The 13,040-nt window shown below is 39.6% G+C and carries 15 protein-coding genes; all 15 read left to right on the forward strand.

Annotated features, from left to right (window positions below):
* The first annotated feature begins 1 nt into the window (after nucleotide 1).
* The 15 genes from nrfD to I5M19_RS18445 all read left to right on the forward strand — a co-directional run bounded on the left by nrfD (nucleotide 2) and on the right by I5M19_RS18445 (nucleotide 13,025).
* Nucleotides 2-1,474 carry an NrfD/PsrC family molybdoenzyme membrane anchor subunit gene (nrfD, locus tag I5M19_RS18375; protein WP_200067839.1) on the forward strand — a complete coding sequence of 491 codons (1,473 nt, stop codon included), beginning with the start codon at nucleotides 2-4 and terminating at the stop codon, nucleotides 1,472-1,474.
* 4 nt (nucleotides 1,475-1,478) lie between these two features.
* The gene (locus tag I5M19_RS18380; protein WP_200067840.1) at nucleotides 1,479-2,015 is read left to right on the forward strand and encodes a DUF3341 domain-containing protein; all 537 of its coding nucleotides are present in this window, start codon (nucleotides 1,479-1,481) and stop codon (nucleotides 2,013-2,015) included.
* Nucleotides 1,999-2,583 (forward strand): c-type cytochrome, encoded by a 585-nt coding sequence (locus tag I5M19_RS18385; protein WP_200067841.1) that lies wholly within the window; start codon nucleotides 1,999-2,001, stop codon nucleotides 2,581-2,583. The genes I5M19_RS18380 and I5M19_RS18385 overlap by 17 nt, the downstream gene beginning before the upstream one ends.
* A gap of 12 nt (nucleotides 2,584-2,595) precedes the next feature.
* The gene (locus I5M19_RS18390; protein WP_200067842.1) at nucleotides 2,596-3,864 is read left to right on the forward strand and encodes a quinol:cytochrome C oxidoreductase; all 1,269 of its coding nucleotides are present in this window, start codon (nucleotides 2,596-2,598) and stop codon (nucleotides 3,862-3,864) included.
* A 48-nt stretch (nucleotides 3,865-3,912) separates the two neighbouring features.
* Nucleotides 3,913-5,109 carry a cytochrome c oxidase subunit II gene (locus I5M19_RS18395; RefSeq protein ID WP_200067843.1) on the forward strand — a complete coding sequence of 399 codons (1,197 nt, stop codon included), beginning with the start codon at nucleotides 3,913-3,915 and terminating at the stop codon, nucleotides 5,107-5,109.
* A 19-nt stretch (nucleotides 5,110-5,128) separates the two neighbouring features.
* The gene (locus tag I5M19_RS18400) at nucleotides 5,129-7,018 is read left to right on the forward strand and encodes a cytochrome c oxidase subunit I (RefSeq protein ID WP_200067844.1); all 1,890 of its coding nucleotides are present in this window, start codon (nucleotides 5,129-5,131) and stop codon (nucleotides 7,016-7,018) included.
* Nucleotides 7,019-7,101: 83 nt separating this feature from the next.
* The gene (locus I5M19_RS18405; protein ID WP_200067845.1) at nucleotides 7,102-8,163 is read left to right on the forward strand and encodes a COX15/CtaA family protein; all 1,062 of its coding nucleotides are present in this window, start codon (nucleotides 7,102-7,104) and stop codon (nucleotides 8,161-8,163) included.
* Nucleotides 8,160-9,035: a heme o synthase gene (cyoE, locus tag I5M19_RS18410; RefSeq protein WP_200067846.1), complete on the forward strand. Its 876-nt coding sequence runs from the start codon at nucleotides 8,160-8,162 to the stop codon at nucleotides 9,033-9,035. The genes I5M19_RS18405 and cyoE overlap by 4 nt, the downstream gene beginning before the upstream one ends.
* The gene (locus I5M19_RS18415) at nucleotides 9,032-9,616 is read left to right on the forward strand and encodes a cytochrome c oxidase subunit 3 (RefSeq protein WP_317193250.1); all 585 of its coding nucleotides are present in this window, start codon (nucleotides 9,032-9,034) and stop codon (nucleotides 9,614-9,616) included. The genes cyoE and I5M19_RS18415 overlap by 4 nt, the downstream gene beginning before the upstream one ends.
* Nucleotides 9,617-9,623: 7 nt before the next feature.
* Nucleotides 9,624-10,334: a cytochrome c oxidase subunit 3 gene (locus I5M19_RS18420; protein WP_200067847.1), complete on the forward strand. Its 711-nt coding sequence runs from the start codon at nucleotides 9,624-9,626 to the stop codon at nucleotides 10,332-10,334.
* A gap of 22 nt (nucleotides 10,335-10,356) precedes the next feature.
* Entirely contained in the window at nucleotides 10,357-10,701 is a 345-nt protein-coding gene (locus I5M19_RS18425) for a cytochrome C oxidase subunit IV family protein (RefSeq protein ID WP_200067848.1), read from the forward strand.
* A 29-nt stretch (nucleotides 10,702-10,730) separates the two neighbouring features.
* Nucleotides 10,731-11,399 carry an SCO family protein gene (locus tag I5M19_RS18430; RefSeq protein WP_235985890.1) on the forward strand — a complete coding sequence of 223 codons (669 nt, stop codon included), beginning with the start codon at nucleotides 10,731-10,733 and terminating at the stop codon, nucleotides 11,397-11,399.
* Between the two features lie 3 nt (nucleotides 11,400-11,402).
* Complete coding sequence (locus I5M19_RS18435) at nucleotides 11,403-11,978, forward strand: DUF420 domain-containing protein (RefSeq protein ID WP_200067850.1); 576 nt, start codon at nucleotides 11,403-11,405, stop codon at nucleotides 11,976-11,978.
* Between the two features lie 90 nt (nucleotides 11,979-12,068).
* Nucleotides 12,069-12,347 (forward strand): hypothetical protein, encoded by a 279-nt coding sequence (locus I5M19_RS18440; RefSeq protein WP_200067851.1) that lies wholly within the window; start codon nucleotides 12,069-12,071, stop codon nucleotides 12,345-12,347.
* 15 nt (nucleotides 12,348-12,362) lie between these two features.
* Nucleotides 12,363-13,025, forward strand: a complete 663-nt coding sequence (locus I5M19_RS18445; RefSeq protein ID WP_200067852.1) for a DUF2461 domain-containing protein — start codon at nucleotides 12,363-12,365, stop codon at nucleotides 13,023-13,025.
* Nucleotides 13,026-13,040: the final 15 nt, after the last annotated feature.

The raw sequence follows: 13,040 nt of genomic DNA on the forward strand, positions 1-13,040 counted from the left end.
TATGGCATCTCATAATGAATCGATAATCAGGGAACCGTTAATCACAGGCAAGGATATTACCTATGCTAAAATTACTGAGGATATACTGTCGCCTGTTGAAAATAAACCCAATAAAGCCTGGTGGATAGGTTTTACCGTTGCATCATTAGGCGCCTTACTGTGGGTATTTGCAGTTAGTTACACCTTTTGGTACGGAATTGGAGCATGGGGATTGAACAAAACAGTTGGCTGGGCCTGGGATATCACCGGTTTCGTGTGGTGGGTAGGTATTGGTCACGCGGGTACGCTTATTTCCGCGGTGTTATTACTGTTCCGTCAAAACTGGCGTAACTCCATTAACCGCTCTGCAGAGGCGATGACCATCTTCGCAGTTATTTGTGCCGCTACGTACATTGTGGCACACATGGGCCGCCCATGGCTTGCATATTTTTCGTTACCATTACCCAACCAATACGGATCATTATGGGTAAACTTTAACTCACCGCTGGTATGGGACGTTTTCGCTATCTCCACTTACTTCTCGGTATCGTTAGTGTTCTGGTACACAGGTTTATTGCCTGATATCGCTACCATACGTGACCGTGCTAAAGGCTTACGCCGCCGTATTTACTCTATCATGTCATTCGGTTGGAGTGGTTCTGTAAAAACCTGGCAGCGATTTGAAACCGTATCACTAATACTTGCGGGTATATCTACACCACTGGTACTTTCGGTACACACCATCGTATCAATGGACTTTGCAACATCATTGGAACCGGGCTGGCACACCACCATTTTCCCTCCGTATTTCGTTGCAGGGGCTATATTTTCCGGTTTTGCCATGGTACAAACATTATTGCTGGTAACCCGTAAGGTTTTAGGTTTGGAGAATTACATTACCATGTTCCACATCGAATCAATGAACAAAATTATTTTGTTAACAGGTTCAATAGTTGGTGTGGCTTATCTTACTGAGTTCTTTATTGCTTACTACTCAGGTAGTGAGTATGAGCAATACACTTTCCTTAACAGGTTTATCGGGCCTTACTGGTGGGCAGGTTGTATGATGTACGGCTGTAACGTATTAATGACCCAGTTAATGTGGTTTAAAAAGGTACGTACCAATATACCTATCGCATGGGCGCTTTCCATCATTGTAAACATAGGTATGTGGTTTGAGCGTTTTGTGATCATCGTGGTATCGCTTCACCGTGATTATATCCCTTCGAGCTGGGCTATGTTTTATCCAAGCTGGATTGATGTAAGCGTATTTATAGGTTCCATCGGTGTATTCTTTACTTTATTCCTGCTGTTTATCCGTGTGCTGCCATCAATAGCTATGGCCGAGGTTAAATTGCTGCTGAAGAGCGCGAGTGAGCAAGCCAAGAAAAAATTGATCGATGAAGGCCATGTAGAAGAATCACAAGCTGAATTCTACAAAGAATCATTAACAAAATTTGACAGTGTTGAAATAGCCGATTACGAAAAAGTTTAAAACCATGAGCAGCACAAAATATATTTTAGGCCTTTTTGACGATCCGGATGAAATGATGAACGGAATCGACAATCTACAGAGAAATAGTGTACCTATTTATGATGTATATACACCAATGCCCATACACGGCATTGAGGCAAAACTTGGAATTAAAGAATCAAGATTAGGTTATGCGGCATTTATGTTTGGCTGTTTAGGCGGAACAATAGTTTTCAGCATGATATGTTATATGCTGGTTTTAGACTGGCCTATGAACATTGGCGGTAAAATGCACTTCGCAGTGCCTGATTTTATTCCGATCACATTTGAGTGGACCGTGTTATTCACGGCATTTGGTATGACAGGTACCTTCTTTTTCGCTACTCACCTTTTTCCGGGACGTGCGCCAAGAGTAATGGATCTGAGAGCTACTAACGACAGGTTTGTAATTGCCATTGATGCAAAAGGCAACATACCACATGACGACATCACCAATTTATTAAAACAATCAGGAGCAGTAGAAGTAAAGCATAACGACAGAAAATATGTTAGCTATGAATAAATTTAGAATATTGGGCACAACGGCTATCGCGATTGCTGCATCGGTTGTAATAACCTCATGCAAAGATAAGCGTAGTACCGGCTGGGAATATGCTCCCAATATGTATAAACATATCGCGTACGATCCGGATCAGAGCAATCCGAATTTTAAGGACGGTAAAACGGCACAACAACCACCGGCAGGAACCATACCTATCGGCTTTAAAACCTTTGATTATCCAAACACACGTGAAGGATATGAGCAGGCAGGTGTAGAGGTTAAAAGTCCTTTGGCTCAAACGGAACAGAATCTGGCTGATGGCAAGGTGTTGTTTGAACACTTTTGCTCGCCATGCCATGGTCAAACCGGCCAGGGCGACGGATTAGTGGTACAGCACGGTTATCCGCCACCACCGTCATATTCAAAAGGACAATCATCACGCGGCGGCGCCATGAAAGACCTTACCGACGGTAAAATTTACCATACCATCACTTATGGTGTAAATGCCATGGGTTCATACGCCTCGCAGCTTGAGCCTGATGAGCGGTGGAAAGTAATTATGTATGTACACCATTTACAAAATTTATAAGAATTATTTTTAATGAAGACTCATAATAATTTTGACGAACCATTTGAATTTGCGGGCAAGGTTAAAACCTGGAGCCTTGTAATGATAGCAGTTGGTGTAATTGGAGTATTGCTTGGCTTTTTAACAAACGATGGCGAACGCACATTTGCAAACTTATTGCTAATGGGTTATTACTTTACCTGTGTTTGTTTAGCCGGCGTGTTTTTTTGTGCCATACAATATGCCGCACAGGCCGGATGGTCTGCATCACTGTTAAGAATACCGCAGGCATTTATCAAAGTACTGCCTTATGCTATAGTTTTATTACTGGTAATAGTAGCATCAGGCATGTTTATTACCCATACCGGAACTGACGAGGAAGGCCACAAGGCCGTAGTACCATACTTATATAAGTTATGGGCTGCAAAAGGTTTAACTACACCCGGCAGCGAAAACTATGATGCTATAATTGCCGGTAAGTCCGGATTTTTGAACAAACCTTTTTTCTTTATCCGATTAATCGGCTTCCTGGTAGCTTATGCTATATGCGGCAGGTTACTGGTTAAATACTCTACAGAAGAGGATGATATGGGTGGTATGTTCAACTATAAAAAAAGCTTTAAAATATCTTGTGTGTTTTTAGCGATATTCGGTTTTACCGTACCTCTTTTCTCATACGATACTATAATGACCTTAGATGCCCACTGGTTTTCAACCATGTTTGGCTGGTATAACTTAGCAGCACTTTGGGTAAGCGGACTTGCAGTAATTACCTTCTTTATTATAATGCTGAAAAAGCAAGGCTATTTTTCATGGATCACAGAGAATCACTTACATAATATGGGTATATTAATGTTTGCTTTCTCTATATTCTGGACTTACCTATGGTTTGCACAGTTCTTATTGATCTATTATGCCAACATCCCTGAAGAATCAGTTTATTTTTATAAAAGGTGGGAACCTGAATTTAAACCATGGTTTTGGTTGAACATCGTAATTAATTTTGCTGCTCCGTTTTTCCTTTTAATGTCACGCGATGCAAAAAGGTTGCTTAGCAGAATTAAAATGGTAGCTATCATATTGATCATCGGTCACTGGCTGGATTATTTTATGATGATAATGCCGGGCACCGTAGGTCCGCAATCTCACTGGTATACAGAGATCGGTTGGATTGAGCCATGTGTGTTTATTGGTTTCGCGGGCTTATTTACCTTCCTGGTACTTACAGCATTAAGCAAATTCAAATCGCTTGCGCCAAAAAATCACCCATTACTGCAGGAAAGTCTGCATCATCACATATAATAATTGTTAAATTTGCAAAAGGAATACAGCATTCAAATAACCAATAAAATGGGATTAAAAAATTTAATAAGTTCTAAAAAAATGCTTTCGCTTTTAGCGGTGTTTATGCTGTTGAGCACTAACCTGCTTTTTGCTCAGGATGCAGCAAGTTCAGCAACAACCGGTGCAGGCGATGCCGGTACCGCTACCGGGAATGTATGGATTGGGCCGGTGTACTACATATTATTATTTATAATAGTGTGTTTTGTAGTAGCCATAGTAGGTAAAATACTACGTGTTTTTGATCTTACTCAGCAAATTCAGGGCAAAAAGCCTATGAACTGGCATAATATAATGGGTGTTTTCTGCCTGATATTCCTGGTTGCAGGTTTATACGGTGCCTATTGGGAATTCACGGTACAGGGAAGCATGATATTACCTGAGTCCGCTTCAGCACATGGCGTTAAGATCGACGAAATGTTCTGGACAACTACAGTGCTTACCATGATTGTTTTCTTTGTAACACAAATATTGCTGTTTACATTCTTATTCAGATACCGTTATTCAGAGAAACGCAGAGGACATTTCTTACCTCATAACAATACCATCGAAAAAGTTTGGACTATTGCTCCGGCTATTGTATTAACTATTCTTGTAATATTCGGATTTTTCACCTGGCAGGAGATCACCAACAGTGTTGATGCTAAAGGCGAGCCCGCTTCTATCAACGTAGATGTAACCGGCCACCAATTTGCGTGGGAGCTACGTTACCCGGGAGCGGACGGTAAATTGGGTAAAACCGATTATAAACTGGTAACAGGCTTAAATAAACTGGGTATCAATTTCAAGGATAAAAATAGCTTTGATGATTTGCAGGCAGATACCATGGTATTACCTGTGCGTAAATCTATCAGATTAAATATTCACGCTCAGGATGTTATCCATAGCGTTTACATGCCTCACTTCCGTGTGCAGCTTAACGCAGTACCCGGATTGCCAACCTACTTTAAATTTACACCAACTATTACCACAGCAGAGATGCAACGTAAGTTAGGAGATCCTGATTTTCAATACCTGCTTTATTGCAATAAGATATGTGGTGGTAGCCATTATAACATGAAAAAGGTGGTGAAAGTGGTATCGGAAGCTGAATATCAGGCATGGATAGCACAGCAAAAACCATATTTATCGGGTGCATTGAAAAAAGAGCTGCAATTTGCCGCTACTAAGGATGCTCAACAAAAAAGATTAGCGTTAAACAATTAATTCAAAAAGATTAGCGAGTATGTCAACATTATCAGTTCAAGATCACGGAGTAGCTCATCACGAAGAAGATCACGGACATCACCATAAGCAAAGTTTTCTTACTAAGTATATATTTAGTCAGGATCATAAGATGATTGCTAAGCAATTCCTTATTACAGGGATTACCATGGCTGTTATCGCTATGCTGTTATCTATATTATTCAGGATACAATTAGCCTATCCTGAAAAATCATTCCCGTTATTAGAAACGCTATTGGGCAGGTTTGCTCCTAACGGTCGTTTAGATTCCAATTTCTACCTGGCCTTAGTTACCATACACGGTACCATAATGGTGTTCTTTGTGTTAACTGCAGGCTTGAGCGGTACCTTTGCCAATCTTTTAATTCCATTGCAGTTAGGTGCACGTGATATGGCTTCGCCATTCCTTAACATGCTTTCGTACTGGTTCTTTTTTACTGCCAGTGTTATCATGTTATCATCATTCTTTATACAAAAAGGCCCCGCAAGTGGTGGTTGGACTATTTACCCGCCGCTATCCGCATTGCCAAAGGCAATGCCCGGTTCCGGCATGGGAATGACCTTATGGTTAATAAGCATGGTGCTGTTTATTGCATCGCAATTAATGGCGGGTATAAATTATGTTAGTACTATTTTAAACATGCGTACCAAAGGTATGGACCTTTGGAAAATGCCGCTTACTGTATGGGCGTTATTCTTAACCGCAGTATTGGGTGTTTTAGCTTTCCCTGTATTAGTAGCGGGTGTAGTATTATTAGTGTTCGACCGTAGTTTTGGTACAAGCTTTTATCTTTCAGAAATTGTATTGAATGGTACCCAGGTGCAACCTTATGAAGGTGGTAGCCCTATATTGTTCCAGCATTTATTCTGGTTCCTGGGTCACCCAGAGGTATATATCGTTATTATGCCTGCAATGGGCATCTCATCAGAGGTAATGTCAGTAAACTCACGTAAGCCAATATTTGGTTATCACGCCATGGTTTACTCGTTAATTGGTATTACGGTATTATCATTTATAGTTTGGGGTCACCACATGTTTGTAACCGGGATGAATCCTTTCCTTGGGGGCGTGTTCATGATCACCACTTTGATTATCGCGGTACCATCAGCTGTAAAAACATTTAACTGGCTGGCTACGCTGTGGCGTGGTAATATCCGCTTTACCGCGGCAATGCTGTTTGCCATTGGTATGGTTTCCTTCTTTATCTCAGGTGGTTTAACCGGTATATTTTTAGGAAACGCTGCATTAGATATTAATTTACATGATACCTACTTTGTAGTAGCTCACTTTCACCTGGTAATGGGTTCGGCGGCTATATTTGGTATGCTTGCCGGTGTATATCACTGGTTCCCTAAAATGTTTGGCCGTTTAATGAACGAAAAATTAGGCTATCTGCATTTTTGGATAACATTTATAGGTGCTTACCTGGTGTTCTTCCCTATGCACTTTATGGGCCTTGATGGTGTACCACGTCGTTATTACGCCTTTACAGAATTCGAATCAATGAAGAGATGGCTTTCTGTAAATACATTTATAACATGGGCAGCTATAATGGCAGCGGTTGCACAATTTGCATTCCTGTTCAACTTTATTTATTCCATATTCTTCGGTAAAAAAGCAACGCAGAATCCGTGGCAGGCAAACACCCTGGAATGGACTACTCCGGTAGAACATCTGCATGGTAACTGGCCGGGAGAGATCCCTACTGTTTACCGTTGGCCATATGATTATAGTAAACCGGGTGCCGAGGAAGACTTTATACCTCAAACAGTTCCTTTATCACAAACCATGAGTTCAAATCTTCCGCATGATTTTGAAGATAACCCTACCGGTTTGCAGGAACATGCTAAATGGATAAATACTCAGAACAAAAACGAAGAAGTAAAATAAATTTTATATCTATCTGATTTTTTAGGGTATCTGTGCCGGAATTTACCTCCACAACAGATACCCTAATTTTTTAGAATATTTAAATGAGCAAAAACGTATCCGGGAGCAGATTTTTAAAAACGAACCTTATTACTATTATCCTGCTTTTTATTTTAATACTGGCAGGAGGGGTAGTTCGCAGTACAGGGTCGGGTATGGGTTGTCCGGATTGGCCAAAGTGTTTTGGCCAGTATGTGCCGCCATCAAACGTTAACGATTTGCCTGCTGATTATAAACAGGTTTATGCGGAAAAGAGGCTTGCTAAAAATGATAAGTTCGCTCACATGCTGGATGTATTCGGTTACGGTCAGTTAGCCAACCGCATAAGAAATGACCGGTCTATATTGGTGCCCGAAGAATTTAACAGCGCTAAAACCTGGACTGAATATATTAACAGACTAATCGGAGCAGTATCAGGTATCTTTCTGTTATTGCTGGCTATATTTTCTTTTACTTACTGGAAAAACGATAAGCGAATTGTGCTGCTTAGTATTTTTAATCTTATACTGGTAGGTTTTCAGGGTTGGCTGGGTTCTATAGTGGTATCTACTAACTTAGTGGCATGGATAGTTACCGTACATATGTTGCTGGCATTGGCTATATTAGCAATTTGCATAGCTACGTATCATTTGGCTAAAGTGCACGGCAGGTATAAGCTTAAAATTAAACCGCTGATTGCTTTAATTGCAATATTGGCTTTAGGTTTAAGTATTTTACAAATTGCCTTTGGTACCGAGGTGCGCGAAAAGATAGATATGATAGCAGGCCATTTGGAAAGCAGTTATCGTGATAGCTGGGTAAGGCGTGCCGGCGATATATTTACGCAACACCGGGATATGGCTGTAATAGTGCTATTGGTTAATGTGATATTATATGCTTTGATCCGGCGGGCTTTTAACCGTCATTCGGTACAGCAGCAGATAATGAGTTTTGCGTTTTTAATGATAATGCTGCAGATAGTAACGGGCATTATTTTATCATATTGGGCGTTACCTCCGTTTGCGCAGGCTTCGCATATTGTTTTGGCAAGCCTTGTTTTTGGCGCACAGTTTTATTTACTGTTGAATTTATTTAGTTCGGTTAATTTGCGGGAGGGGAGTAAATGAGTGATTTTGCGAAGCTAATAAAGTTAAGACTAACCTTTTTAGTGGTTTTTTCGGCTTCAATATCGTATTTGATAGGAAGCAAGGTAACCGGAGCGATCGACTGGAGCAGTTGGGCATTCTGGAGTAAATGGCTGATGCTCATAGCCGGAGGATTCTTAGTTACATCGGCTGCTAACGGTTTTAATGAGATAATTGAAAAGGACCTGGATAAACTGATGAAACGCACGGTTGACAGGCCCATACCATCAGGCAGAATGACCACCGGGCAAGCTTTGGTGCTGAGTTTGTTTATGGCCATATTTGGTACCTATTTACTCGGAAAGTTAAACCTTACTACCGGTTATCTTTCCGTATTTTCCATTATATTATATGCTTTTGCCTACACACCTTTAAAGCGTAAATCGCCAATTGCTGTTTTTGTAGGCGCTATACCCGGTGCGTTGCCCCCATTAATTGGCTATGTTGCCGCTCACGAAAAAATAGATGGCATTGCCCTTTTATTATTTGGCATACAGTTTATTTGGCAGTTCCCGCATTTTTGGGCTATTGCCTGGGTTTTGGATGATGATTATAAACTGGCAGGTTTCAGGCTGCTGCCATCAGGTAAAAGAAATTTAACCAGTGCTGTAGTAACCTTTATATTAACTTTAATATTGTTACCCGTAAGCCTGCTTCCAACATTTTACGGTTATGGTGGTTACTATTTAGGTGCTGTGTCGTTAATAATGGGACTGATATTTTTATACCAGGCATATAAGCTTTTAACCACTCTTGAAATTAAATCGGCACAAAAGTTAATGTTTGGCTCTTTTTATTACCTGCCTGTGGTGCAATTAATGTTTTTATTTGATTTTATAGGAAAGGCGCAATGATGACCCGGATACAACAACAAGAAGATAAACTTAACCTTGCCCCCAAAAAATTCAATATGTGGATATTCATATTCACATCATTCATGTTTTTTGCGGCATTAACCAGCGGCTTTATTGTTTACAGTGGCGGTACAGGCCACGGTATTCATATTATTTTGCCGCAGGCTTTTATGTACAGCACGGCTGTTATAGTTTTAAGCAGTGTAACTATGTTTATGGCTTCAAGGGCTGCAAAGGGCTTGCAGTTTGCAAAGCAAAGGCTTTATTTATGGCTCACTATAATACTGGGCATATTGTTCTTTATTATTCAAATATATGCGTGGTATGTACTTGTGTACAAAATGGGCATATATTTTACCAATCCAAATGCATCCCAGTCATTTATTTACGTGTTTACGGGGATGCACTTATTACACATTTTAGCAGGTATTTTATTGCTTGGATACACTTTGTGGGGTAGCTACCGAAATATCCCACAGGTTAAAAATTTATTCGGAATGCAGATGTCCTCTATTTTTTGGCATTTTGTCGATATTATATGGATTTATCTGTATGTTTTTTTACTTTTGAACCAATATTAACAAACACATGAGTGCACAAGTATCACCTATTGATGAAGTAAAATCAACCCCTTGGTCTGGAGGCAGATCGCCGTTCAATGTTGAGTATGGTAAAATGATGATGTGGTTCTTCCTCCTTTCGGATGCGTTCACCTTTTCATCCTTATTAATTGCATACGGCGCTTTACGTTTCAGCTCTAACAGCTGGCCCGCTCCCGACCTGGTATTTCAATCTGTTCCCGGCCTTATAGAGCATGGCGCTCCGTTAGTGTTTGTGGGTTTAATGACCTTTATTCTTATCCTGAGTTCTGTTACTATGGTATTAGCTGTAGAAGCAGGGCACCGCATGGCAAAAAAAGAAGTGGTAAAATGGATGATATTTACCATAATTGGCGGTTTTACCTTTTTAGGCTGCCAGGCTTTGGAATGGACACACCTGCATAGCGAAGGTTTTTGGTGGAGCAGCATCCCTACCGATCTGACGGAGTATTTTCATAAAGGGGCTCCTTTATCTACTACCTATACGCATCAATTTGCCAACTTATTTTTTACCATAACCGGTTTTCATGGTTTCCACGTATTTAGTGGTGTAATTATCAATATCATTATTACTATTAATGTATTGTTAGGTACCTATCAAAAGCGCGGCAGCTACTTAATGATAGAAAAGGTGGGCCTTTACTGGCACTTTGTAGACCTGGTATGGGTATTTGTATTTACCTTCTTTTATTTAGTGTAAAAATTTAACTGATCAAGATATTATGTCATCAGAACCAACAGATGCTCATGCAGAGCACGGAGAACACGAAGGAATGACTAAAAAGCGAATTGTCGCTATCTTCCTTTACTTATTAGGTATAACCGTTGTAGAATTTATAATTGCACTTTGGTTAGTACCGACCGGGTATATTCCAATTCAATATGCCAACCCTATTTATATTGTTCTTACTTTATTTAAGGCCTTTTTGATAGTTGCATACTTTATGCACTTAAAATTTGAAAAGATCGGGCTTGCTTTAGCTATAATAGTTCCTATTTTATTCATCATCGGACTTATACTTGTTTTAACAAACGAAAGCCACTATTGGGTAGATCTTAGGGTGTAATGCGGAAAGCAGGCATTGTTAAAAAAATTATGATCCTGGTAATGATATTGGCATTACCGGGATTTTTATATTATTTACTAACCGTAAAAGGTAAGAACCGCTACAAACCCCTGCCCTTTTTCGGGCCTAAAGAGATAGCTAACACATCACATAAGATCCGTGGCAAGGATGTCCCGGATACCATATACCATAAACTGAACAACTTTGCTTTAACAGATCAGAATGGTAATAAGGTATCATTTAAAAATTTTGATAAAAAAATATTTGTTGCCAGCTTTTTTTTTACAAGATGCCCCAATGTTTGCAGCACGGTAAACAGTAATTTAAGTAACCTTGAAAAAGTTTATGCCAAAAATAAAATGGTGTACTTTGTATCAATAACGGTTGATCCGGAGCATGATACACCGGCGGTATTAAAAAAATATGCTGATAAGTATGATGCCGGCAACAACTGGCTTTTTCTATCAGGCGATACTACCACCATTTATAATTTAGCCCGCAAAGGCTTTTTGGTGAATGCGCTGAAAGCAGGTGAGGATGATTTTGTTTACAGCGATAAACTGATACTGATTGATGCGGAAAAACGCATACGCGGATATTACTCAGGCACATCAATTACCGATATGACAAAACTGAACGATGAGATCAAAGTATTGATAGCTGAAGAATTAAGAAAGGTGGATAAACCATTATATTAAAAAATGACCGATAAATTTATATTTCGATTTGTTGCCGCGGTAACAGTATTTGTTATTATTGTGGTTATTGTTCTTAACAGGCACCTTATTCCCGGGCCGGCTAAGGCACCTGCCTTTACACCTTACCTGCCTTTGCTTAACGCAATATTGAATGGTACCTGTACAGTATTACTATTAACCTCTCTGTATTTTATAAAACAAGGTAATATAACGGTTCATAAACGGCTAAATATTATTACTTTTTGCCTGTCGTCGTTGTTTTTAGTGTCATATATATTGTTTCATTACCTGATGCGGACAGACACTCATTACGGTGATGTTGATGGGGACGGCATATTATCAGCATCAGAACTTGCTGCTGCAGGCGGGTTAAGAACCCTGTACTTTTTTATACTGATTCCACACATCATATTAGCCGCAGGCGTTTTACCATTGATTTTACTTAGCTTTAATTATGGCTTACAAATGCAGGTACAAAAGCATAAGAAACTCGTAAGATGGGCGTTCCCGATATGGTTATACGTAACCATAAGTGGCGTTATAGTTTATTTAATGATATCACCTTTTTATCATTTTTAATAAAATTGATAAAAAGATAATATTGTTGGGCTATTTTAAACCAAACATTTAAAAACTGCGTTATTTATTCATTGAAAGTAATCTTTTAATATGAAAAACTTCAAATATATATTCTCCCTTATAGCGGCATTCGCATTAGTAACCATTACCACTATTACTGTAAACGCGCAATGTGCAATGTGTACCACCGCAGTTGAAACTAATGCTGCTAATGGCGGTAACACAGCCGACGGCCTAAACAAAGGAATAGTATACCTTTTAGCGGCACCTTATATCGCAGTTGCTGTTATCGGCATTATATGGTATAAAAAATACCGTCGTAAAAATGTTGAACTGCATATGCGTGAAGAAAAGCTTAATTTAAATTAAGCCACAGCATAACAGGTGATACAAAAGCAAACATTAACTTTTTTAAAAGACCTTGTTGTCAATAACAACCGGGATTGGTTTTTAGCGAATAAGGAAAGGTACGACGAGGCCCGCGAAAATGTGATAGGCCTAACGGGCGATATTATAAGTAAACTGCATTTAATTGATGCCGGCGTTAACCCGGACCTCGATCCCAAGAAATGCGTTATGCGCATATACCGCGATATACGGTTCAGCAAAAATAAAACGCCCTATAAAAATAATTTTGGAGTGAGCATCCCATCTTCCGGCTTAAGGTTGGGCGGTGTGGAATACTATTTACATATACAGCCGGGCAAATCTTTCATAGCGGGTGGTTACTGGATGCCTCAGGGAGATCACCTGAAGGCAATAAGACAGGAAATAGATTATAATGCTGCTGATCTGAAAAAAATAATTGACGATAAGGAATTTATAAACTTATTTGGCGAATTTAGATCACAGGAGCAACTTAAAACCGCCCCGCGAGATTATGATGCTGATAACGAAAATATAGCCTTACTTAAATTGAAAAGCTTTATAGTTACCCATCCTTTAACGGATAAAGCACTGCTTAAAAATAACATAGCCGATGAAATAGTTGGTTTATGCAGTAAAATTTATCCTTTGAATGTGTTTTTAAAAACAGCCATAGCTTAAAATATTAAACCTTAA

It is taken from the genome of Mucilaginibacter segetis, assembly GCF_016522075.1.
Lineage (GTDB): Bacteria > Bacteroidota > Bacteroidia > Sphingobacteriales > Sphingobacteriaceae > Mucilaginibacter > Mucilaginibacter segetis.